Annotated in this window: 18 protein-coding genes and 1 pseudogene; 14 read left to right on the forward strand and 5 right to left on the reverse strand. The window is 73.6% G+C overall.

Annotated elements, in window-relative coordinates; translation table 11 throughout:
• Nucleotides 1-116 precede the first annotated feature (116 nt).
• From AC27LF_RS00480 to AC27LF_RS00490, 3 genes are read left to right on the forward strand one after another with little or no spacing between them, the layout of a single operon-like run.
• Nucleotides 117-1,046 carry a serine/arginine repetitive matrix protein 2 gene (locus tag AC27LF_RS00480; protein ID WP_479662258.1) on the forward strand — a complete coding sequence of 310 codons (930 nt, stop codon included), beginning with the start codon at nucleotides 117-119 and terminating at the stop codon, nucleotides 1,044-1,046.
• 37 nt (nucleotides 1,047-1,083) lie between these two features.
• Nucleotides 1,084-1,395: a hypothetical protein gene (locus AC27LF_RS00485; RefSeq protein WP_404036370.1), complete on the forward strand. Its 312-nt coding sequence runs from the start codon at nucleotides 1,084-1,086 to the stop codon at nucleotides 1,393-1,395.
• Between the two features lie 47 nt (nucleotides 1,396-1,442).
• Nucleotides 1,443-1,769, forward strand: coding sequence for a WXG100 family type VII secretion target (locus tag AC27LF_RS00490; protein ID WP_479662257.1), 327 nt, complete (start codon nucleotides 1,443-1,445; stop codon nucleotides 1,767-1,769).
• Between the two features lie 315 nt (nucleotides 1,770-2,084).
• On the opposite strand, the gene AC27LF_RS00495 is transcribed toward AC27LF_RS00490, so the two are convergent.
• Genes AC27LF_RS00495 through AC27LF_RS00505 form a run of 3 tightly spaced genes read right to left on the reverse strand, consistent with a single transcriptional unit; the run spans nucleotide 2,085 to nucleotide 8,363 of the window.
• On the reverse strand, nucleotides 2,085-6,665 hold the full coding sequence (locus tag AC27LF_RS00495; protein ID WP_479662256.1) for an FtsK/SpoIIIE domain-containing protein: 4,581 nt from the start codon (nucleotides 6,663-6,665) through the stop codon (nucleotides 2,085-2,087).
• Nucleotides 6,662-7,831 (reverse strand): hypothetical protein, encoded by a 1,170-nt coding sequence (locus tag AC27LF_RS00500; protein WP_479662255.1) that lies wholly within the window; start codon nucleotides 7,829-7,831, stop codon nucleotides 6,662-6,664. Before AC27LF_RS00500 ends, AC27LF_RS00495 begins: the two co-directional genes overlap by 4 nt.
• Nucleotides 7,832-7,847: 16 nt before the next feature.
• Nucleotides 7,848-8,363 (reverse strand): sigma-70 family RNA polymerase sigma factor, encoded by a 516-nt coding sequence (locus tag AC27LF_RS00505; RefSeq protein ID WP_404036381.1) that lies wholly within the window; start codon nucleotides 8,361-8,363, stop codon nucleotides 7,848-7,850.
• Between the two features lie 1,034 nt (nucleotides 8,364-9,397).
• Between AC27LF_RS00505 and AC27LF_RS00510 the strand changes: the two are divergent.
• The 11 genes and pseudogenes from AC27LF_RS00510 to AC27LF_RS00560 form a co-directional block, all read left to right on the forward strand.
• A pseudogene (locus tag AC27LF_RS00510) lies at nucleotides 9,398-11,011 on the forward strand (sensor histidine kinase); the annotation flags it as partial.
• Nucleotides 11,012-12,503: 1,492 nt separating this feature from the next.
• Nucleotides 12,504-12,938 (forward strand): roadblock/LC7 domain-containing protein, encoded by a 435-nt coding sequence (locus AC27LF_RS00515; protein ID WP_479662253.1) that lies wholly within the window; start codon nucleotides 12,504-12,506, stop codon nucleotides 12,936-12,938.
• A 2-nt stretch (nucleotides 12,939-12,940) separates the two neighbouring features.
• A complete protein-coding gene (locus AC27LF_RS00520) occupies nucleotides 12,941-13,312 on the forward strand; it encodes a DUF742 domain-containing protein (protein ID WP_479662259.1) in 372 nt (123 codons plus the stop codon).
• A complete protein-coding gene (locus AC27LF_RS00525; RefSeq protein WP_479662252.1) occupies nucleotides 13,290-13,889 on the forward strand; it encodes a GTP-binding protein in 600 nt (199 codons plus the stop codon). The genes AC27LF_RS00520 and AC27LF_RS00525 overlap by 23 nt, the downstream gene beginning before the upstream one ends.
• 178 nt (nucleotides 13,890-14,067) lie before the next feature.
• Nucleotides 14,068-15,096, forward strand: a complete 1,029-nt coding sequence (gene tdh, locus AC27LF_RS00530) for an L-threonine 3-dehydrogenase (protein WP_479664402.1) — start codon at nucleotides 14,068-14,070, stop codon at nucleotides 15,094-15,096.
• Nucleotides 15,097-15,156: 60 nt separating this feature from the next.
• A complete protein-coding gene (locus tag AC27LF_RS00535; RefSeq protein WP_479661739.1) occupies nucleotides 15,157-16,350 on the forward strand; it encodes a glycine C-acetyltransferase in 1,194 nt (397 codons plus the stop codon).
• A gap of 31 nt (nucleotides 16,351-16,381) precedes the next feature.
• The gene (locus AC27LF_RS00540) at nucleotides 16,382-17,284 is read left to right on the forward strand and encodes a LysR family transcriptional regulator (protein WP_479661740.1); all 903 of its coding nucleotides are present in this window, start codon (nucleotides 16,382-16,384) and stop codon (nucleotides 17,282-17,284) included.
• Between the two features lie 73 nt (nucleotides 17,285-17,357).
• Nucleotides 17,358-17,924: a helix-turn-helix domain-containing protein gene (locus AC27LF_RS00545; protein ID WP_479661769.1), complete on the forward strand. Its 567-nt coding sequence runs from the start codon at nucleotides 17,358-17,360 to the stop codon at nucleotides 17,922-17,924.
• Nucleotides 17,921-18,445 (forward strand): GNAT family N-acetyltransferase, encoded by a 525-nt coding sequence (locus AC27LF_RS00550; RefSeq protein WP_479661741.1) that lies wholly within the window; start codon nucleotides 17,921-17,923, stop codon nucleotides 18,443-18,445. Before AC27LF_RS00545 ends, AC27LF_RS00550 begins: the two co-directional genes overlap by 4 nt.
• Nucleotides 18,446-18,484: 39 nt before the next feature.
• Nucleotides 18,485-18,844, forward strand: coding sequence for an MmcQ/YjbR family DNA-binding protein (locus AC27LF_RS00555; protein WP_479661742.1), 360 nt, complete (start codon nucleotides 18,485-18,487; stop codon nucleotides 18,842-18,844).
• A 76-nt stretch (nucleotides 18,845-18,920) separates the two neighbouring features.
• Nucleotides 18,921-20,216 carry an MFS transporter gene (locus AC27LF_RS00560; protein ID WP_479661743.1) on the forward strand — a complete coding sequence of 432 codons (1,296 nt, stop codon included), beginning with the start codon at nucleotides 18,921-18,923 and terminating at the stop codon, nucleotides 20,214-20,216.
• 80 nt (nucleotides 20,217-20,296) lie between these two features.
• On the opposite strand, the gene AC27LF_RS00565 is transcribed toward AC27LF_RS00560, so the two are convergent.
• Together AC27LF_RS00565 and AC27LF_RS00570 are read right to left on the reverse strand one after the other, a co-directional pair.
• A complete protein-coding gene (locus tag AC27LF_RS00565; protein ID WP_479661744.1) occupies nucleotides 20,297-21,208 on the reverse strand; it encodes a transketolase family protein in 912 nt (303 codons plus the stop codon).
• Nucleotides 21,209-21,242: 34 nt separating this feature from the next.
• The gene (locus tag AC27LF_RS00570) at nucleotides 21,243-21,950 is read right to left on the reverse strand and encodes a transketolase (RefSeq protein WP_479661745.1); all 708 of its coding nucleotides are present in this window, start codon (nucleotides 21,948-21,950) and stop codon (nucleotides 21,243-21,245) included.
• Between the last annotated feature and the right edge of the window lie 16 nt (nucleotides 21,951-21,966).

The following is a 21,966-nucleotide window of genomic DNA, read 5'->3' on the forward strand; positions in this document are numbered from 1 at the left end:
GTTCAACGAACGGCGGGGGTTTTTCCGGCGCGTTGAACCTTTCCGGGGTTCCGGTGCGTGGATGTGCCGGACAGCGAACCGGGACGACCGGGTCAGGCGAGCGACCAGGAGGCGCGGTGCCCGACTTCTCCATCGACTACACGGCGCTGCACACCGTGCAGCAGAAGATGCGCGATCTGGCCGACGCCGCCGACTCCGGCGGCGCCACGGGCGCGTTCAAGGACGCCGGCGAGGCCGGCAGCTCCGAACGCAAGGCCATGTTCGGCAGTTCCGACCTGTCCTACGCCTTCAACCTGTTCTACTCGCATTCCAGTTCCCGCACGAAACAGGCCAAGGACGGGCTCGGTCAGCTCGCCGACACCTTCTCCGGGGTCGCCGACACCTTCTTCAACGCGGACGCCCAACTCGCCTCCGCGGCCGGACTGATGACCCAGAGCCTCGGCCTGGACGACTGGCGCGGACAGAAGGAGGCGTACGACGCCTGGCAGGAGGACAAGACCGCCTGGGACGCCTACCTCGACAAGATCGGCGCCGCCGACTACTTCGACCAGCACCCGGACGCCCAGATCGGCGAGGTGTGCCGGGCCGACGACGCCCCGTCCTTCTGCGAGACCTGGATCAACGACGACGACGCGCCCGACGACCCCGGCCCGGCGCCGCAGAAACCCGCCGACGACCCGCCGACCTCGTACCACTACGAGGACGAGCAGGGGAAGGTCGACGTGACGGTCGAACTGGACGACGACTACAACGTGATGAAGGAGACTTCCACCATCACGACCCCGGACGGCCAGTCCTACACCTCCGTCACGACCTACCACTCCGCCCCGGAGATCATCACCCCGGCGCAGGGCGACAAGTTCGACGCGCGTGACTACACGATGGAGACCACCTACGCCGACGGCTCGAAGACCACCATCGACGTGGTGATCGACACGGACGGCTCCGGGACCATGACCACCACGGACCAGGACGGCAAGGTCACCGTCTCCACCCGTTCGGGACCGGACGAGGACTGGTCCGAGCCCGAGGAATCGGACGACTAGTCCGCCCCGACCCCCGAAGAGAAAGGCCACCCGACCCGTGCCAGCCAACATCAGCCTGTCCTACGGCGAGATCGAGCGCGTCTCCAACCTGCTGGACACCAGCGTCGAGGAGACCCTGGTGCCCCGCATGGACGAGGCCAAGACCGAGGTCGACACCCTCCTCGACACGGCGCTCGTCCTCACCCAGGCCAGCCCGGCGCTGCAGACCCAGTACGAGAAGTTCACCACCTCGCTCAAGGACGCCACAGAGAGCATCAAGGGCTACGCCGAGCAGTTCCGCCAGATCATGAACTCCGTGAAGGACATGGACCAGGACATCGCCGACAAGGTCAACAGCAGCGGTCAGTAGCCCCGTCGTCCCCAGCAACCGGCACCAGCAGTCAGGAGACAACCACCGTGGCCACCACCCCCGATGTCCTGGTCGACTACGACGAGATCGCCCGGGTCGCCACCACCATGGGCACCAAACTCACCGACATCTCCAGCGAGTTGACCAACCTGGAGACCACCGTCAGCGGGCTGCTCCAGGACGGCCTCGTCTTCGAGAAGGCCAGCCCCGCACTGCAGAACGCGTACACCGACTTCAGCAACCAGATGAAGACCTCGGCGAAGAACATCCAGGAGTACGCGAACACGTTCAACGACATCGCCAAGTCCCTGTCGGAATCCGACCAGACAATCGCCACCGACGTGACCAACGCAGCCAACCAGAACAACAACTGACCCCACACAGCCCCGCGCCTCGAAGGGGCGCGGGGCTGTGTCACTGTGTGGCTCCGCCGCGCGGGCGCGACGAGCCACGATGCTGCCGCAGACGGATGGCGGCGCGTCACGGCCGTGTCGGCGGACGCCAGTCACCTTGCTGCCGCAGCTGGCGCCCCGAAGGGGCGCGGGGAACTGCGCGACCAGCCACGATGGTGCCGCAGACGAGTGACGGCGTAACCTGGCCGGCCCCGCGGGGGCGACCCGCCGCAAGCGGGTGACGGACCGGCCCAGCGGACGCCGGTCACGACGCCGACGTACGCGGGCGGCGGCGTGTCACGGTCCAGCCGGCGGAGCGCTCAGCACGGTGAGCGGCACCTGCACAGTGATCGCCGTACCCGTCTCGCTCGCCGTCCAGCCGCGCCCCGTGACCAGCGGAGTGCGCACCTGCTCCGCGGAGATCCGCACCCCGATGAGATCGCCCTCGCCGATGCTCTTCGGCCCCAGCAGAATGCCGCGCCGCGACCGCCGCGCCATGCCGACCCAGCCGAGCGAACTCATCGACTCCGGCAGACCGGCGAGCAGCAGCCCCTGCCCGTGGTCGCGCCCCGACGTGGCGACCTGCCGCAGCACCTTGTCAGCCCGGCAGCTCAGCAGCAGATCCGCGTCGTCCACGACCACCACCACCGGCCGCCCCGCCACCGCCCGCAGCGCCTCGCTCACCGTCTCCGCGGCGGGATCCGGATCCGTGATCACCCGGGCCAGGTCGTGCGCCGCCAACTGCCGCAGCTGCGACTCACGGGGCGCCAGGACGACCAGGGACGTACCGCCGAGCAGCAGCGACACGCACATCGACGCGAGCGTGGTGCTGCGCCCGGTGCGCGGCGGCCCGGCCACCATGAACGACCCACCGCTCGCGGCGAAGTCGTAGCCGAGCGGTTCACCGGCGTCACCGCCCACCCCGATGAGCGCCCACAGCGGCCGGCGGTGGGCCTGCGGAACCAGGTCCATGGCCTCCTGGAACCCGATCATCGCCGGAAGCTCCTCGATGCGGAACGGACGCCGCGCGTCGCTGACCGCCGTGTCCCGGGCGGTGGCACGCCGGCCGATCTCGCGCACCGCGTCCGCCTGGTCGGCGCCGTCCTCGGCGGGCAGCAGCGCGATCTGCGCCTCGATCCGCTCAGGCGCCAGCCAGCCACGCCCCGGCGGGATGTGCGCCGGCACCTTGGTGCGGCTGAGACCGGCGACGTTGTAGTCGCTGGGATCGGCCTGCCGCAGCAGCAGCCGGCGGTCGTTGTGCGCGGCGAGCCGGCCGCCCAGCAGCACCCGCTCCGAGGTGGCGATCACATGGATGCCGGCCGCGGCGCCCTCCCTGAGCAGCCGTACCACCTCGGCGTAGACCCGGCCGCCGTCGTAGTCGTCGAGCATCGCGCCGAGCGCGTCCCAGCCGTCGATGAGCAGCAGCAGCCGGGCCGGCCGGCGCTCCTTGGACAGCTTGGCCCGCAGATCGGCGAGATCGGCACAGCCCTGCTGCGAGATCAACCGCTGACGTGCCGTCAGTTCCGTGTTGAGCCGGGCGATCAGCCGCTCCAGCCGCTCGGTGTCGTGCCGGGAGACCACCGCCCCGCAGTGCGGCAGCGACTCCAGCACGCTCAGGCCGCCGCCGGCCGCGTCGATGCCGTACACGTGCAGATCCGCGGTGGAGATGGCGAGCGCCGCCGCCCCCGCCACCGTCCGCAGCACCTGGGTGCGGCCCGAGCGGGGCGAGCCGATCACATACAGATGCCCGAACGTGGCGAAGTCGATGGTGCCGAGCCGCCGCTCCTGGAGCTGCGGCAGATCCAGCAGCGCGTACGGCACCGGCGGCAGGGCTCCCGGCGGTACGGGCGGCACCGGCGGCAGGTCCGCCGCGTCCACCCGGTCGGCCAGCGGTGGCAGCCAGGGGCTGGGCTGCGGCACGAAGTCGTCGAGCAGCCCGGCCGCCTGCCGGATCGCCTCCACCAGGACCCTCAGGTCGGTGACCGGTTCCTGCGCGGAGACCTCCACCAGCTGTTCGTCCTCGCCGTCGGTGAGTTCCGTGGGCCGGCCCAGCCGCTGCCATGCCACCTCCACCGCGCGCACCGGCCGTGCGGAGGCGGTGCGCGCTGCGGACGTACCCTCGCGCTCGGCTCCGGCCCAGGCCGTCTGGAACGGGGTCGGCGCGTCCGAGCCGCGCCGCACCAGTGCCCGACCGGGCAGAGCGGGGGAGATGCTGACCGCGTCCGGGGCGTTGATGATGTCCTGGCTCTCGGCGCGGTCCGTGACCCGCAGCGCGATCCGCAGGTTGGTGTTGGCCCGGATCTCGTGGCTGACCGAGCCGCCGGGCCGCTGCGTGGCGAGGATCAGGTGCAGGCCCAGCGAACGCCCGCGCTGCGCCAGCCCGATCAACCCGGGGACGAAGTCCGGCAGCTCGCGCACCAGGGTGGCGAACTCGTCGATCACGAGCAGCAGCCGGGGCAGCGGCGGCACCTGGGAGTTCCGCGCCCGCTTGGCCCGGTACTCGGCGTGGTCCTTCGCCTCCACCTCGGCCAGCACCCGCTCCCGGCGCCGCAGTTCCGCGTCCAGCGAGGCCAGCGCGCGCTGCACGAGATGACCGTCCAGGTCGGTGATCATGCCCAGGGTGTGCGGCAGTTCGGCGCACTCCCGAAAGGCGCTGCCGCCCTTGTAGTCGACCAGGACGAAGGTCAGCTCGTCCGGGCGGTTGGCCGCGGCCAGCGAGGCGATCATGGTCTGGAGCAGTTCCGACTTGCCGGACCCGGTGGTGCCGCCGATCAGCCCGTGCGGGCCGTCGCGCACCAGGTCCAGGCGGAGCGGCCCCTCGTAGCCCGCGCCCAGCACGAACCCGGTCGACGCGGGCCGGCGCGCCCAACGGGCCAGCAGCGCGGCCGGATCCGGCGGCTCCTGCTCCAGCAGCGGCAGCAGCCGCACATCCGAGGGCAGCCCGGAGTCGCTGTCGACGGTCACGTCCCGCACCGGCGCCAGCGCGCGCGCCACCTCCTCGCACCACTCGGGCTCGACCAGATCCGCCCGCACCTCCTGCACCACGGGCACCCCCGAAGTGCGCACGGTCAGCCGGTTGCCCTCGGTGGTGACGACCGCGGTGCACTCCTCAGGCAGCAGCCGCTGATGCTCGTCCACACAGAGCCCGAACACCCTGACACCCGGACCCTCGGTGAGCACCTGCACCATCCCCGGCACGTCCCGCAGCCGGCGCGCCCCGTCGAGCACCACCAGCACGTCCGGCTCCCGCGACAGGCTGTGCCCGAGCGCGCTGTTGCCCCGTGCGGTGGTACGGGCCTGGATGTCGGCCACCAGCTCGTTGACGCGGTGCGCGGTGCTCTCCGGGTCGTTGCCGACCGCGACGAGGCCGCCAGGACGCCCGGAGCCGAGGTGCGGCAGCCAGCGCACCCAGTTCCACTGTGCCGCGTGCTCCTCCGTGGTGAGCACGACGATCCGCAGGTCGCGCGGGCTGTGCAGCACGGCCGCCTGCGCCACCGCCCAGCGCGCCAGCGTCCGCGGCAGCCCACCGGGCCCGGCCATGCCCGCCACACCGAGGTCGGCGAGTTCCAGGCCGTAGGGCACATCGGCGAGCCGCCAGTGCACCTGCCGGTGGTTGGCCTCCCGGGCGTGGTCGTCGATGCGCTTCAGGGACGGCCGGGTGACCGTGCCGAGCCGCAGCGTCAGATGGTCCGGGTCCCGGCGCCTGCGCTGCCACAGCAGGCCGCCAGGACCGGTCGCGGTCAGCAGCACGGTCGCCGGGTCCGGGAAGGTCAGGTTGCGCAGCTCGCGTTCGTCCAGGATGGCGTCCCGGACCTCCAGCTCAAGGGCCGCCCGGCGCAGCCGGTACAGCCGCAGCGCCTCCTGCTGCTGCTTGCGGCCCGAACGGCGCCCGGTCAGCCAGTTGCCGATCGCCATCAGCGGCGTGAAGAAGATGAACACCACGAAGTAGAAGGTGCGGAACAGGCTCATCATGACCAGCCCCATGACGAGCGGCGTCATCAACATCACGAACGGGAAGGGCCGGTTCTTGCGTTCGCCGGGCGGGCCCTGCATCCGGATCGACTCGGTGTCCAGGTGCGGGGTGATGCGCGGCGGACGGTTGTACTCCACCGCGAACCCGTCCGCCGAGACATTGACGGCCGCGTCCGGCTCGAACGGGTCAGCCAGCCGCAGCAGATGGTCGCCGAGCGCGAGATCGGCGTACGGCGGCCAGTCGTTCGAACCGTCGTCCGGCGGCGGCCGGTGACCCGGCGCGGGCAGCGGCGGCGGGGTCGGCAGCCCGTCCGGGCCGGGCGGTGCCGGTTCCGGGGTGTGTCCGCCGGGGCCGCCGTCCACCGGCCCGGCCGGCTCCTCCGCGGTCAGCGGGGTGCCCGTCTCGGGGTCGACCGGCGGGGGCGGGGTGAGGCTGCGCAGCCCGTGCCGTGCCGGATCGGCGTCGCCGGGCAGCCGGAAGGTGACGGTGCCGTCCGTGCCCACGGTCACCCACACCCCGCGCTCGGGAGCGTGCCCGCCGGTCAGCCGCAGCGCACACCCGCGGTCGGTGCCGATCTCGTGGCTGCCCGGGCCCAGCCGCCAGGTACGGCCCGCGCCGGGTCCGCCCACATGGCGCACCTCCACCAGCGCCGGGTCACCGGGCGGCGGCTCCCAGACCCGGGCCGCGGTGCCCGACGCCACCGGCGCGCCCAGGCCGAGGACGGCTCCGGCGCGGATGCCGCTGGCCCCGACCGTCGCATCGGGACTGACCGGCCGGTCGCCGAGATAGAGCCGCCGCGCGCCGAGCGCGGCACCGAGTTCGGCGACCGTGGCGCCCTCGGGCAGGTCCAGGAGGTGATCCGCGCGCCGGGCGGCGGAGTCGATCGTGGTGAGCGTGAGTTTCACGTGGCGGTCCGTTTCGCGGCCGGGGCCGGCTCCGTGGTGCGGGGGGCGGTACGGGCGGGTGCGGACTGCTCCGCGGCGCCCTCGTCGGCACGGCGGCCGGCGCCCGCGGCGGACGGCCGCCCCCGGACGCCGGCCCGCTCCTGCTCCGTCTCCTCCTCGAACAGGTCGGTGTCCTCCAGGAGATCGTCGGCCGCCTGCGCGGCCGACGCGGGCACCAGCACCGGCGGCAGGGTGTCCAGCACCCGGGCCACGGCCCTGCCCAGCCCGTCGCAGCGCGGCACCAACGGGGTGCCCATGACGGCGACCCGGCCGTGCCGCTCGGTGACCAGCAGCCGTGCGTAGCCCCGGGCCTCGCCGAGGACCAGCACCCGCAGCACCGGCTCGCCGCCGGGCGGCGCCGCCAGCTCCGGCGGCAGCGGATCGGGCAGTTCGGTGGTGACCAGCACGGGGGCCAGGCCCAGCCGGTGCCGGGTGTCCCGCGCGGACCGGTAGGCGGTGCGCACCGGCTGCCCGGGGTGGCGGCGGTGGACGCCTTCCGCGACGACCACGAGGGGACGCGGCAGCCGCGCCTCCAACTGCGCGGCGAGCGCCTGGAGAAGGGCCCGAGCGGCCTTTCCGTCACCGGCCGCGGACAGCACCGGCGGTCCCACGGCCAGATCGAGGAAGACGCACTGCTGCTCGCCGCCGTCGCGCTGGGTGCCGAGCGCGACCACGATCGGGCGGGCGCCGGCCGCCTGCGGGGTCACCGGCGGCAGGTCGGCGCGGGCGACGGTCCAGGGCTCGGGCGCCTCACGGCCGGCCAGCAGCACGGTCACGGTACGGGCGCCGACCAGGGCGGCGTAGGGCGCTTTGGGCAGGTCCGCGGCGCGCGCCGCGGCCAGGGCGCGCTCCGCGTCCTGCCAGGTCGCCGGCTCGCGCAGCCGCCGCACCAGCAGCCGCAGGGCGCTGCGGTGCCGCAGCCAGGACCGCGGCGGCTCGGCGAACGCGGCGGCCGTCAGCGCCAGTTCCCGGCCCAGCCGGGCAGCCCAGGCGCGCCAGCCGCCCCACCGCATCGCCCAGTACTGCAGCAGGACGAAGCACAGGACGGCCAGTCCGATGATGCCGAGCCAACGGAACAGCGCGTCGCTGTGCTGCCGGAACCAGACGAAGGGGTCGGTGTTTCTCATCGGCGGTCGTTCCCCTTCACGCGGCCCGGAACTCGCGGCGCAGGGCCTCCAGCGCGTAGTGGTTGCGCGACTTGACCGTGCCCTGCGGCACACCGAGCACGCGGGCGGCCTCGGCGCGGGTACGGTCGTCGAGGTGGACGTGGTACAGCACTTCACGGTGCTCGGGCGTCAGCCGCGCCATGGCTCCGTGCACCATGTGCCGCTCCACCACGAGATCGGCGATGTCGCCGGTGGTGTGTGCCGGGTGCGGGAGGTCGTCGGGGCTGATGCCCACGGGTATCGCCCGGTCCCGGCGGTGCGCGTCGATCGCCAGGTTGCGGGCGACCCGGAACAGCCATGCCTGCAGGCGCTGGTCGCCCTGCTGGTCCAGCTCGTCGGTGGTGAGCCACGCGCGCAGCATGGTCTCCTGCACGATGTCCTCGGCGCGATGCCGGTCGCCCGAGGCGTACCGCGTCACATAGCGCAACAGGCGTGCTCGATGACGCTCGGCGAGGGGGACGGCGGGCCGGGCATCCGAGGGAACATGGGACATGCTCTGCTCCAAGACGCACTCGGGTCGGGCAAGGGGGGACTGATGAAGCGCTTGGCGGAACTGTATTCACGTCATATCACTTTCGCCTGGGGGCTCTTCTTCGGAAAGACGGCAAATTGGGCACGGAAACCTCAGACAAAGCTCTGAACTTTTCCGACGGGCCCGGTACGGCGCATGCCGCAGGGCCGCCGGCAACTTCTCCTCCACGCAATGCATTTCCCGGTTCGGTGCCGGTCGGCCGCCCGTTTCCCGGCAAACGCTGCCCGTTTGGCCGACCGGGCGCTGCCCGTTTGCCCGGTTTCCCTCGTGCCGGAAATCGGCGGGCGGTCGCGCGCGGCGGAACCCGGACGGCGACCGGCGTCCGGCGCGCGGCTGCGGCACCAGGGGCGAAGGAAAGCCCCGGCGGGCTCGGGGCGGTCCGGGACACGGAACTCCCGGCGGGCGAGCGGCGGGGCCATGGGGCATGGGGACGGGGTGTGGCGCGGAACTCCCGTGGACGAGGGGCGTCGAACGGCCGCGCCGTGAACGGGGACGCGGCCCGCTGACGGCCCCGGGGTCCGGTTGTCCGTCGGTGGGAGACCTCGGCGCGGCGGACACGGCCGGTGACGCTTCGGGGCGGGAGCCCGGAGCCTCGCCCCGCGGGAGCGCACCCGCCCGGACGGCCGGGCACGGACAAGAGGGAGGAAACGGACGGGTGATGCGGGCCGCGGAGCGAGCGGCCTCCCGACCCCCGCCGCCCCTTCCTGATCGCTTCCGACCAGGTCGGACCGGTCACTTTCGGTTCGGCTCTGCGTCCCCCGCGAGGTTGTCGCGCTGTCGTACGAGTCCTCATACCAGAGCGGGACCCTCGACGGGGGACTTTGCCAACTGCCCATCGCGCACGAGGCACAGACGACTACTGTCAGTGTCCGTCGGCCGGGCAGGGCCGGACGCCCCACGTCCTCGGCCCCTTCGACCGGCACCGCGATGGCGCATGCCCACGTCGTGCACCCCGCGCGAGGAAACAGGCCCGACGGACCAGTACGAGGACACCGATGTCTCACCTCCGTGCACCGGCCGCCCGTGCCGCCCGCCGAGAGGGCGGCCGGCACGGGCGACCGGCGACCCGCCCCGTACCCGCGCCGCGCGAGCCGCGCCTACGGCCCCAACTCCTGCGCCTCGCCGTGCTGCCGCCCCTCGCCGTCGCCCTCGGCGCCGGCGCGGCCGTCCTGTTCACCGTCCGCGCCACCGGCGCGCGACCCGGACTCGCCCTGTGGGGCGTGCTGGCCGCAGCGGCCTCGGTGACCGTGGTGGGCATCGCCGTCGCCGCCGTGGCCGCGGACCGCGCCGCCCGCGCGGTCGGCGACCGCGTCGCCGCGCTGCGCCGCAGCACCGCGCGCGGCGAGAGCGACCTGCTCGCCCTCGTGGAGGCGCTGCGCCGCGGCGAGGGAGCGCCGCGGCGCAAGCCGCCCCGCAGACCGCCCGCGGACGCCGACGACTTCGAACTGCTCGCCGCCGACCTGGGCCGCGCCCACGACGGCGCCGTGCACGCCGTCGTCCAGGCCGCCCAGCTCTCCAGCCAGGCCGGCAGCGAGCAGAAACTGGAGGTCTTCGTCAACCTCGCCCGACGGCTGCAGTCCCTCGTGCACCGGGAGATCTCCACCCTCGACGAACTGGAGAACGAGATCGAGGACCCCGACCTGCTCAAGGGCCTCTTCCACGTCGACCACCTGGCCACCCGCATCCGGCGCCACGCCGAGAACCTGGCCGTGCTCGGCGGCGCCGTCTCCCGCCGGCAGTGGAGCAACCCGGTGTCCATGACGGAGGTGCTGCGCTCCGCCATCGCCGAGGTCGAGCAGTACTCCCGGGTCAAACTGGTCCCGCCGATCGACGGCGAACTGCGCGGCCACGCCGTCGCCGACGTCATCCATCTGCTCGCCGAACTCGTCGAGAACGCCACCGTGTTCTCCGCCCCGCACACCCAGGTGCTGCTCCGCGCGGACCTCGTCACCTCCGGGCTCGCCGTGGAGGTCGAGGACCGCGGCCTCGGACTGCCGCTCGTCGCGCAGCGGAAAATGAACGCCCTGCTCGCCGACCCCGACCAGGTCAACGTCGCCAGCCTGCTCGCGGACGGCCGGATCGGACTCTTCGTGGTCTCCCAGCTGGCCCGGCGCCACGGCATCAACGTCCGCCTGCAGACCAACATCTACGGCGGCGTACAGGCCGTGGTCGTCCTCCCGCAGGCACTGCTGGGCACGGGACCGTGCGCGCAGACCGGCACCCGGGGTACGGCGGCTGACGCTTCCCCGGCCGGGACGCCGGACGAGGCGTGGCGCCCGCCGACGGAGCCTCCGGCCGACGGACCGGCGGGCACGACGACCGAACGACCGGCCGTTCCCAGCCAGCCGCCGGCCCGCCGAGGACGCCACGCGCAACGCGACTCGGCGGCAGCGGCGGAAGAGGCGGGATACGCGGGCGTCCCGGGAGCGGTTGGGGTTGCGGGAACCGTCGGGGTTGCCGGGGTCGCGGACGTCATGGGGGCCGCGGGAGGCGCCGGGGCGGCGGGAGTCGGTGAGGCCGCGGGGGTCGCCGGGGCCGGGGGAGACGCAGGGGACTCGGTAGCCGCCGAGGCTGCGGGAGTTGCGGAGGTTGCGGGGGCTCCGGGAGCCGTCGGCGGCACGGGAGCCGTTGGGGTTGCGGAAGTTGCGGGAGTTGCGGAGGCACTGGGGGTCGTCGGGGCGCCGGGAGTTGGGGACGTCACGCGGCACGTCGGGGCGGAGGGAGTCGCTGGAGTCCCGCAGGTTGCGGGAGTTGGGGAGGTCGCGGGGGTCGGCGGTGTCGTGGGAGCCGCCGAGGTCACGGGTGCCGCCGCCCAGGCCGCCGGGGTCGTGGGGAGCGCCGGGGCCGGGGGAGTTGCCGGGGGCATGGGGTTTGCGGAGGTGGGGGGAGTCGCCGGGGTCATGGGGCCGGCCGCCGGTGACGGGCCCGCGCCGTTGCCGGTGCGCGGGGTTCATGAGGAGCGGCCCAATCCCGCGGAGGCCGTCCCCGGCATCCGGTCCGGCGACCGATGGGCCGTCGAGCGGCAGGCGAGCCTGACACCCACCCCGCACGTCGGCGTCGTGCGCGGCACCATGGACCGGCCCCGGCTGCCACGCCGCCGAGCCCAGGAACACATCGCGCCCCAATTGCGCGGCGGCCCCGCGCCCCGCCCGGAGCGGGAGACTCCCGCCGGACACGATCCCGGCCTGATGGCGGCCTTCCAACGGGGCATCGGGCTCGCCGAGGCGCAGCAGTACACGGAGTCGACACAGAGCCGGCCCCAGCAGCCGACCCAGACACGTACGGAGCCACGGCACACAGAGCCGCCCCACATGGACGGGGCTCACACGGACGGGGCTCACATGGACGGGGCCCATAGGGAGGGGGCCCACATGGAGGAGCCGCCCGTACAGGCGAGGCACACGGAGGCGGCACACACGGCGGCAGCGCCCGTCGCGGCTCCCCACACGGACGTGCCGCACAGAGACGCATGGCACATGGATGTACCCCGCGACGTCACGGCCGACGCCCACCTGACGCACACCTATGTGACACACACCCACGCCCTCCCCATGGATGCGGCCCACACGGAGAGAACCCACAGAGACGCAGGACACACAAACACGCCCTACGCGGACGAGCCCCACACGGACGGACACCACACACACGAATCCCCTGCGGGCGCCCCGCACGCGAACGAGCCCTACGCGGGCGCCCCTCACGCGGAGCCGGCCCCCAGGAGCGCGGCCCGCGCGGAGGCGGCCCACATGGAGCTGGCCCACATGGAGCCGGCCCACATGCAGGCGGCGGCCCACGCGGAGGCGGCGGCCTCCACGGAGGTGGCCCACATGGAGCCGGCGGCCCGTGCGGAGGCGGACCACATGGAGCCGGACCAAACCCACGCCGCCCCCACGGCCGAGCCGTACCCCCACGCGCTCGTCTCCGATCCGGCCGTCCGCCCCGACGGGAGCGCACCCACCGGATGACGCCACCCACCCCGACGTCCCCCGCAACACCCGCCCCCACGACGGCCGGTGCGCCGCCCCCGACCCCACGCCACCCCCCGTCCCCACCCCCACCCTCACCCCCACACCCAGCCCGAACCCAAGGAGTCGATCCACCATGGCGAGCGATGCGCCGACCGCCCGGGTATCCGACCTCGACTGGCTGATGAGCGGCCTGGTACAGCGCGTACCGCACACCACCAGCGCCGTGCTGCTGTCCTGCGACGGGCTGGTGAAGTCCGTCCACGGCCTCGACCCCGACAGCGCCGACCACATGGCGGCCCTCGCCTCCGGCCTGTACTCGCTGGGCCGCAGCGCGGGCGCCCGGTTCGGCGACGGCGGGGACGTCCGCCAGGTGGTCGTCGAACTCGACTCGACCCTGCTGTTCGTCACCACCGCCGGCTCCGGCACCTGCCTCGCCGTACTGGCCGGCCGCGAGGCCGACGCCGCGGTGCTCGGCTACGAGATGGCGATGCTGGTCAAGAGCGTCCGCCCCTACCTGGTGACCGCGGCACGGCAGCACGCCGGTGAGCCCCCGGCGATGACGCCTTGAGCGTGACGGCGGCCGGTGACGGGCCGTGGCTCGACGACGCGGCCGGACGGCTCGTACGCCCGTTCACGGTCAGCAACGGCCGCACCCGGCCCACCGTCGCGCTCGATCTGATGTCCCAGGTGATGGCCACCGGCGCCGGGCCCCTCGGCTATCTCGGCCCCGAGCACGCCCAGGCGCTCGACCTGTGCCGCGCACCCGTCTCGGTCGCCGAGATCGCCGCGCATCTGCGGCTGCCGGCCGCGGTCGCCAAGGTGCTCCTCGCGGATCTCGTCGACTGCGGGGCGCTGACCGCCAAGCCCCCCGCCTTCCACCACAACCCCACTGACCGGTCTCTGCTGGAGGCAGTGCTCGATGGACTACGACGACAGCTGTGACCCGTTCCCCACCGCGCTCAAGATCCTGGTGGCGGGCGGGTTCGGAGTGGGCAAGACCACCTTCGTGGGCGCGGTGAGCGAGATCGCGCCGCTCAGCACGGAGGAACTGCTCACCACGGTCAGCGCCGGGACCGACGACCTCGACGGCATCGAGAACAAGGTCGTCACGACCGTGGCGATGGACTTCGGCCGCATCACGCTCGGCCCGGAGCACGTGCTGTACCTGTTCGGCACGCCCGGCCAGGAACGTTTCTGGTTCATGTGGGACGAGCTGTCCGAGGGCGCGCTCGGCGCGGTGGTCCTCGCCGACACCCGCCGCCTGGAGGACTGCTTCGCGGCCGTCGACTTCTTCGAGGAGCGCGGCCTCGGCTTCGTCGTCGCCGTCAACGAGTTCGACGGCGCCCACCGTTACGAGCCCGAGGAGGTGCGCGCCGCCATCGACCTCGATCCGGCGATCCCCGTGGTCCGCTGCGACGCGCGCATCTCCAGCTCCGGCATCCAGACGCTGCTCACCCTCGTGCGCCATCTGATCGCGCACGCACCGGCCCGCGCGCCGAGCCATGGCGCCCACATGTGAGCCCCGCACACCCACGGAACCGGCGGGGTGTGAAGGAAAGCTGTGGCGGCGGTTAAGAAAACCTCGATGGACCGGGCCTCACGGATGCGGCACATTGCTACGGGAATCCACCCTCGTCCCCCGCTGCGGGCTCTTCCGGCCTGCGCGCGGCCGGGATCTCACCACAGGAGCCGTAGCGTTGAAGGCGCTGGTCAAGGAGAAGGCGGAGCCCGGGTTGTGGCTCGCGGACGTCCCGGAGCCGGAGATCGGCCCTGGTGATGTGCTGATCGAGGTGCAGCGGACCGGGATCTGCGGTACCGATCTGCACATCAGGTCCTGGGACGGCTGGGCGCGGCAGGCGATCCGTACGCCGCTGGTGATCGGGCACGAGTTCGTGGGGCGGGTCGTGGAGACCGGCCGGGACGTCACCGACATCCGCAGCGGGGACCTGGTCAGCGGCGAGGGCCACCTGGTGTGCGGCAGGTGCCGCAACTGCCTGGCCGGCCGCCGTCATCTGTGCCGGGCCACGGTGGGCCTTGGGGTGGGCCGTGACGGGGCGTTCGCGCAGTATGTGGCGCTGCCCGCGTCCAACGTGTGGGTGCACCGGGTGCCGGTCGACCTGGATGTGGCGGCGATCTTCGACCCGTTCGGCAACGCGGTGCACACCGCGTTGTCGTTCCCGCTGGTCGGTGAGGATGTGCTGATCACCGGTGCCGGGCCGATCGGTCTGATGGCCGCCGCGGTGGCCCGGCACGCGGGTGCGCGCCATGTGGTCGTCACCGATGTGAGCGAGGAGCGTCTGGAGCTGGCCCGTAAGATCGGGGTGAGTCTGGCGCTGAACGTCTCGGGTGCGTCGATCGCGGACGGGCAGCGGGAGTTGGGGCTGCGTGAGGGTTTCGACGTCGGTCTGGAGATGTCGGGGCGGCCGGAGGCCGTGCGGGACATGATCGCCAACATGACGCACGGCGGCCGGATCGCGATGCTCGGGCTGCCGTCCCAGGAGTTCCCGGTGGACTGGTCCCGGATCGTCACCTCGATGCTCACGATCAAGGGGATCTACGGCCGGGAGATGTTCGAGACCTGGTACGCGATGACGGTGCTGCTGGAGGGCGGCCTGGACCTCGCCCCGGTGATCACCGGCCGGTACGGCTACCGCGACTTCGAGGCGGCGTTCGCCGACGCGGCCGGCGGCAAGGGCGGCAAGGTCATCCTCGACTGGACCGCTTGATGCCCCGCCCCATCGGCGCACCCCTTCGCACCACTCACCCCCGCACGTGATGGAGACCCTGTGTTCGACTCTGTACGCGACGACCTGCGCGCCACCCTCGACGAGATCCGCGCCGCCGGACTGCACAAGCCCGAGCGGGTCATCGGCACCCCGCAGTCCGCGACCGTCGCCGTCACCGCGGGCGGCCGCCCCGGCGAAGTCCTCAACTTCTGCGCGAACAACTACCTCGGCCTCGCCGACCACCCGGAGGTCGTCGCCGCCGCCCACGCCGCCCTGGACCGCTGGGGCTACGGCATGGCGTCGGTGCGCTTCATCTGCGGGACGCAGGAGGTCCACAAGGAGCTGGAGGCGCGGCTGTCCGCGTTCGTCGGCCAGGAGGACACCATCTTGTACTCCTCCTGCTTCGACGCCAACGGCGGCGTCTTCGAGACGCTGCTCGGCCCCGAGGACGCCGTCATCTCCGACGCGCTCAACCACGCCTCGATCATCGACGGCATCCGGCTGTCCAAGGCCCGCCGGCTGCGCTACGCCAACCGCGACCTCGCCGACCTGGAGGCGCGGCTCAAGGAGGCCGCCGACGCGCGCAGGCGGCTGATCGTCACCGACGGCGTGTTCTCCATGGACGGATACGTCGCCCCGCTCCGGGAGATCTGCGACCTCGCCGACCGCTACGACGCCATGGTCATGGTCGACGACTCGCACGCCGTGGGCTTCGTCGGCCCGACCGGGCGCGGCACACCCGAACTGCACGGCGTCAGGGACCGCGTCGACATCGTCACCGGCACCCTCGGCAAGGCCCTCGGCGGCGCCTCCGGCGGCTATGTCGCCGCCCGCGCCGAGATCGTCGCCCTGCTGCGCCAGCGTTCCCGGCCGTACCTGTTCTCGAACACCCTCGCGCCGGTGATCGCCGCGGCCTCCCTGAAGGTCCTCGACCTGCTGGAGTCGGCGGACGACCTGCGGGTGCGGCTCGCCGAGAACACCGCGCTGTTCCGCCGCCGGATGACCGAGGAGGGCTTCGACATCCTGCCCGGCGACCACGCCATCGCGCCGGTGATGATCGGCGACGCCGCGCAGGCGGCCCGGATGGCCGACCTGCTGCTGGAGCGGGGCGTGTATGTGATCGGCTTCTCCTACCCGGTGGTGCCGCAGGGCCAGGCCCGCATCCGGGTGCAGCTGTCCGCCGCGCACTCCGCCGCCGACGTCAACCGCGCGGTCGACGCCTTCGTCGCGGCGCGGGCCGAGTCGGCCGCATGACCGGCCCGGACATATTGCGATAATCCTCGGCATGATCGAAGCGCGGCGGCTCCACATCCTGAGAGCGGTGGCCGACCACCGCACGGTGACGGCGGCGGCCGCCGCGCTGTACCTCACCCCGTCCGCGGTCTCCCAGCAGCTCGCGGCCCTGGAGCAGGAGACCGGCCACCGCCTGGTCGAGCGGAGCGCGAAGGGGGTACGGCTCACCGCGGCCGGGGAGATCCTGCTGAGCCACACCAACGCCGTCCTCGCCCAGCTGGAGCGGGCCGAGGCGGAGCTGGCGGCGTACGGCTCCGGCGAGGCCGGCACGGTCACGGTGGCCGCCTTCGCGACCGGGATCGCCCAGGTCGTGGCTCCCGCGGTGGCCCGTCTCGCCCGGTCGGCGCCCGGCATCCGCATCCGGGTCCGGGACGCCGAGGGCGACGCCAGCCTGCCGATGGTCCTGGACCGGCAGGTGGATGTGGCGGTCGCCGTCGAGTACCGCGGCGCCCCGCCGGCCGACGACCCGCGCCTGACCCATGTCCCGCTGTACGCCGAGCCGTTCGACGCGGTCGTGCCGCCCGGTCACCGGCTGGCCGGCGCCGCCGTCGTCCCGCTCGCCGAACTGGCCAAGGACTCGTGGATCGGCCCGTACCCGGGCAACCCCTGCCACGACGTGGTCGTCCTCGCCTGTGAGAGCGCCGGTTTCCAGCCGCGCCTGGAGCACTCCTCGGACGACTTCCGCGCGGTCGTGTCGCTGGCCTCGGCCGACGCCGGTGTGGCGCTCGTTCCGCGCTCGGCGCTGCGCGGCATGGACCTGTCGGGTGTGGTCGTACGGCCCGTGGACGGGGTGGCCCCCACCCGCCGGGTCTTCGCGGCGGTGCGGCGCGGGGCCGAGGGGCACCCCCTGATCAGGCCGGTGCTGGACGCACTGGACGAGGCAGCCCGGACGTGAGCGCTCCGTAACCCGCCCGTCTCATATGCGGGATAGCATCCCGGATGTGAGAAACGAACGGGAAGCGCGGGCCATGCCCGCCCTGGACCCCGTGGACGCCCGCCTCGGCGCGAGGCTGGCCGAACTGCGGGCCGAACACGGCTGGTCGCTGGGCGAGTTGGCGGAGCGCAGCGCAGTGAGCAGGTCGACCCTGTCCCGGGTGGAGCGGGCGGAGGTCAGCCCGACGGCCGCCCTCCTGAACCGGCTCTGCCATGTCTACGGACGGACCATGTCCCGGTTGCTCAGCGAGGTGGAGTCGGGGCCCGCCCCGCTGGTGCGCGCCGCCGAGCAGACGGTGTGGCAGGACCGGGCCGGCGGGTTCGTACGGCGCTCGGTGTCGCCCCCGCACGCCTCGCTGCGCGGCGAACTCGTCGAGGGACGGCTCGCCGCCGGCGCCGACATCGCCTACGACCGCCCGCCGGTGCCGGGCCTGGAACAGCACATCTGGGTCCTCGACGGGACGCTTGAGGTGACCGCGGGCGACGTCGTGCACCGCGTCGGCACCGGGGACTGCCTGCGGCTGCGGGTGTGGGGGCCGACCCGGTTCCGCTGCCCCGGAGCCGAGGACGCGCGGTACGTCCTGGCGGTGGTGCTGCCATGACCGTGACCCGCCTGACCGCGGCCCGCCTGGACGCGTCCGCGCCCGAGTTGGCCGATCTGCTGACCGAAGTGGTGGCCGACGGGGCGTCCGTCGGCTTCCTCGCACCGCTCGACCGCGCCACCGCGCTGGCCTGGTGGCGGGAGCGGGCGCGGGCCGTGGCCGCCGGACGGCTCGCCGTCTGGCTGGCGCGGGACGCCGCGGGACGGCCGGCCGGCACCGTCTCGCTGGCCTTCGCCGACAAGCCCAACAGCCGGCACCGTGCCGAGGTCGTCAAGCTGATGGTCCGCCCCGACGGCCGCGGCCGGGGCCTCGGCCGCCGGCTGCTCGGCACCGCGGAGGAGGCCGCCGCCGCTGCCGGGATCACCCTGCTCCACCTGGACACCGAGAGCGGCAGTGACGCCGAACTGCTCTACCGCTCGGCCGGCTGGGTGCGGGCCGGAGCCATCCCGGACTACGCGGCGAGCCCGGCCGGGGTGCTGCGGCCGACGACGCTCTACTACAAGCGGGTGGGCACCGGGTGATCGGGGCCGTTGTCAGTGGCAGCGGCTAGCGTGCCTGTCATGCCGGACGCCGAAGACGTACGCCGTATCGCCCTGTCCCTGCCCGAGACGACCGAGAAGACCGCCTGGAGCATGCCCACGTTCCGGGTGGCCGGGAAGATGTTCGCCACACTGCCCGAGGACGAGACGTCCATCGCCGTGCGCTGTCCCAAGGAGGAGCGCGACGAACTGGCGCGGGCCGAGCCGGAGAAGTTCTGGATCGCCGCACACGAGGCCCAATTCGCCTGGGTCCGGGCCCGGCTCGCCGCGCTGGAGGACGAGGCCGAACTGCGTGACATCCTCGCCGACTCCTGGCGCCAGGCGGCCCCGCCACGGCTGCTGGAGGCCCACCCGGGGATCGGTGTGCCGGGCGGCCGGTAAACCCCTGGGCCGGCGTCCGCGCACCGTGGCATGATCCGACGGCGACAGCGGCGAACGGCGGGGGAGCGGGCAGCGGATGACCGGGGCGTCGGCACGGCAGGACACCGTTTCCCGGTCCGGACCCGGCGGCGCGCGCGGCCCCCGGGAGCGGGCCGTGTGGTCCCGGGACTTCGCCCTGTTCTTCGTGGCCCGGGCCGTCGCCCGGCTGGGCGACACCATGCTGCCGGTGGCGCTCGCCGCGGGCCTGCTGCAACACGGCTACGGCGCGGGCGCGGTCGGCATCGCCATGGCCTCGACGGCCGCCGCCTTCGCCGGCCTCGTCGTCTTCGGCGGGGTCATCGCCGACCGGTTCAGCACCCGCCGGCTGATGATCGGCGCCGACCTGGTTAGGCTCGGCACACAGGCGCTGGCCGCCGCGCTGTTCTTCGCGGGCCATGTGGTCCTGTGGGAGATCTGCGCGATCGGGGTCGTGGGCGGTGTGGCGAGCGCGGTCTTCCAGCCCGGCGTGGCGAGCACCGTCCCCCGCCTGGCCTCGGACATCCAGGGGGCGAACGGCGCCATCCGGATCGCCGAGTCCGCGGCCCAGCTGGCGGGCCCCGCCCTCGCCGGTCTGCTGGTCGGCCTCGCCTCGCCCGGCGGCGTGTTCGCGGCCCACGCCGCCACCTACGCGGTCAGCGCCCTGTGCCTGCTGCTGCTCCGCCTGCCCCCGCCGCCCGAGGCCCCGCACGGCACCGGCGGGGGCCTGCGCGCCTTCCGTGCCGAACTGGTCGTGGGCTTTCGCGAGTTCAGATCACGGACCTGGCTGTGGGCTGTGATCGCCGTGTGGTGCCTCTTCATGATCGCGGTATGGGGTCCGACGGTCCCGCTGGTCGCGACGGAAGTGGTGCAGCGGCACGGCCCGCGCGCCTACGGCCTGATCAACTCCGCGCTCGGGGCGGGCACCGTCGTCGGCGGGCTGCTCGCGCTGCGGCTGCGCCCCCGCCGCATGCTGCGGGCCGGCGCCGTCGCCCTGTTCGCCTTCGCCGGCTTCCCGGCCACCGTCGGCGCGGGTCTCGGCGTGCCGGCCATGGCGGCCGGGGCGGCCGTCGCCGGCGCCGGGCTGTCCTTCTGGGGCGTGATGTGGGCGACCACCGTGCAGACCCAGGTGCCCGCCGACGTGCTCAACCGCATCCACGCGTACGACGTCGCGGGTTCCCTCGCGATGATGCCCGTCGGCCAGGCCCTCGCCGGTCCGGCGGCCGGTGCCCTAGGCGCCGGCCATGTACTGCTGGTCGCCGGGGCGACGAGCCTGGTGGTCGCCGCCGCCCTGCTCGCGGTCCCCGCGATCCGCGGTCTGGTACGTGCCGACGCGGCGACCGGGCCGGCCGGCTGACCCCCCTCGGGCCACCGGACGACGGACGGCCGCACGCCGCTCGTCCCGGCCGCACGCCGGTCATCCCGGCCGCACGCCGCTCATCCCCGGGCGGGTACGGCGGCGAACGCCTCGATCCGCCCGCGCAGGCCCGCCGCGTCAAGACCGTGCGCGGCGGCGTGCTCCTCGGCGGTCCCGTACCGCCGCAGCTCGCGCCGCCCCACCCCGAGGCCGAGCACCCGGTGCGGCAGGTCGGCCAGCGCCTCGTTCACCGCCGCCGTCGAGGTCCCGGCCAGATACGGCTCGACGAGGACCACGTCCGTGCCCGCCGTCTCGGTGGCACGGCGCAGCCCCGCCGCGTCGAAGGGCCGCACGGTCGTCGCGTACAGGACGGTGACGTCCAGCCCCTCGGTGGCGGCGAGCACGGCGTCCAGCAACGGACCGACGGCGACGACCACCGCGGCACGCCCCTCACGGATGGTGCGCAGACCCCGCCCGTCGACCTCGTAGGCCCGCCGGTTGGCGAGCATGGACAGCCGGACGTACACCTTGTCGTCGTCGGCCGCGACCGCGTGCCGCAGCAGGGTCTCGGCCTCGTCCGGGTGGCCCGGCACATGCACGGTCCAGCCGTCCAGGGTGTCGAGCAGCGCCACGTCGCCGGGCGCCATGTGGGTGTGACCGGCTGGCGGCCAGTCGTACGAGGCGTGCGCGCTGACCAGCACCGCCCCGGCGTTCTGGTGCCCGAGGTCCAGTTTGACCTGCTCGAAGGGGCGCTCCACGAGGAAGCTGGCGAAGGTGTGCACCACCGGCCGCATTCCGGTCAGCGCAAGACCGGCCCCCGCCCCGACGAGCAGCTGCTCGCGAATGCCGACGTTGATCACCCGGTCCGGATGCCGGCGCCGCGCGTCGGCGAACGCGTCCTTGCCGACCTCCGCGAGGACGACGGCGACCCGCGGGTCCTCGTCGAGCAGCCGGGTGACGACGGGGGCGAACCGGTCACGCATGGTGTCCATGGGGGAAGCTCCTTCTTGCTGAAGTGGGGGGAGTTCAGGTGGACTTGGGCTCGACGCGGGCCACCGTCACATGCGGGCGGCCCGGGTGCGCGGCGGTGAAGGCGGCGTACAGCGCCTCGTGGTCCCGTCCGTCGACGGTGACGGCCGACCAGCCGGCCGCCTCGAAGCGGGCCGCGATCCCGCCGGGCCGGGCGTGGCTGGCGGAGGCGTTGTCCACGACGACGGTGTGCAGCCGGTCGAGCCCGGCCGGCCCGGCGAAGGCGATCGCCTCGTGGTTGCTGCCCTCGTCCAGTTCGGCGTCCCCGGTCAGCACCCACACCCGTGGCTCGGTCCGCCCCTGGGCCCGCAGCCCCAGCGCCGTGCCCACGGCGATGGGCAGCCCGTGGCCGAGCGACCCGCTGCTGATCTCGACGCCCGGCACCAGCACCCGGTCCGGGTGGTGCCCGAGCGGCGAGTCGTACGTCCCGAACGCGGGCAGCCACTCCACCGGGACGAAGCCCTTCGCGGCGAGCACCGCGTAGTAGGCCATCGGACCGTGCCCCTTGCTCAGCAGGAACCGGTCCCGGTCCGGGTCGTCCGTCCGGTCGGGTCCGACCCGCAGCACCCGGTCGTAGAGCACCCACAGCACGTCCAGCGTGGACGTGGCCGCCGGTCCGTGCTTCTCGTCGCCGGTCATCAGCCCCATCAGCCGGGGCAGCTCGGTATAGGCATATGCGGTGCGCCGTTCCTCGATGGTCGTCATGCCGACGAGCCTGCAA

The sequence above is a fragment of the Streptomyces diversicolor genome (assembly GCF_057537855.1).

Bases quoted from the DNA above. Each gene is read 5' to 3' on its own strand.
- AC27LF_RS00500 (WP_479662255.1), bottom strand. From the start codon at position 7,831: ATGAGAAACACCGACCCCTTCGTCTGGTTCCGGCAGCACAGCGACGCG.
- AC27LF_RS00505 (WP_404036381.1), bottom strand. From the start codon at position 8,363: ATGTCCCATGTTCCCTCGGATGCCCGGCCCGCCGTCCCCCTCGCCGAG.
- AC27LF_RS00515 (WP_479662253.1), top strand. From the start codon at position 12,504: ATGGCGAGCGATGCGCCGACCGCCCGGGTATCCGACCTCGACTGGCTG.
- AC27LF_RS00525 (WP_479662252.1), top strand. From the start codon at position 13,290: ATGGACTACGACGACAGCTGTGACCCGTTCCCCACCGCGCTCAAGATC.
- AC27LF_RS00540 (WP_479661740.1), top strand. From the start codon at position 16,382: ATGATCGAAGCGCGGCGGCTCCACATCCTGAGAGCGGTGGCCGACCAC.
- AC27LF_RS00545 (WP_479661769.1), top strand. From the start codon at position 17,358: ATGCCCGCCCTGGACCCCGTGGACGCCCGCCTCGGCGCGAGGCTGGCC.
- AC27LF_RS00550 (WP_479661741.1), top strand. From the start codon at position 17,921: ATGACCGTGACCCGCCTGACCGCGGCCCGCCTGGACGCGTCCGCGCCC.
- AC27LF_RS00555 (WP_479661742.1), top strand. From the start codon at position 18,485: ATGCCGGACGCCGAAGACGTACGCCGTATCGCCCTGTCCCTGCCCGAG.
- AC27LF_RS00560 (WP_479661743.1), top strand. From the start codon at position 18,921: ATGACCGGGGCGTCGGCACGGCAGGACACCGTTTCCCGGTCCGGACCC.
- AC27LF_RS00565 (WP_479661744.1), bottom strand. From the start codon at position 21,208: ATGGACACCATGCGTGACCGGTTCGCCCCCGTCGTCACCCGGCTGCTC.
- AC27LF_RS00570 (WP_479661745.1), bottom strand. From the start codon at position 21,950: ATGACGACCATCGAGGAACGGCGCACCGCATATGCCTATACCGAGCTG.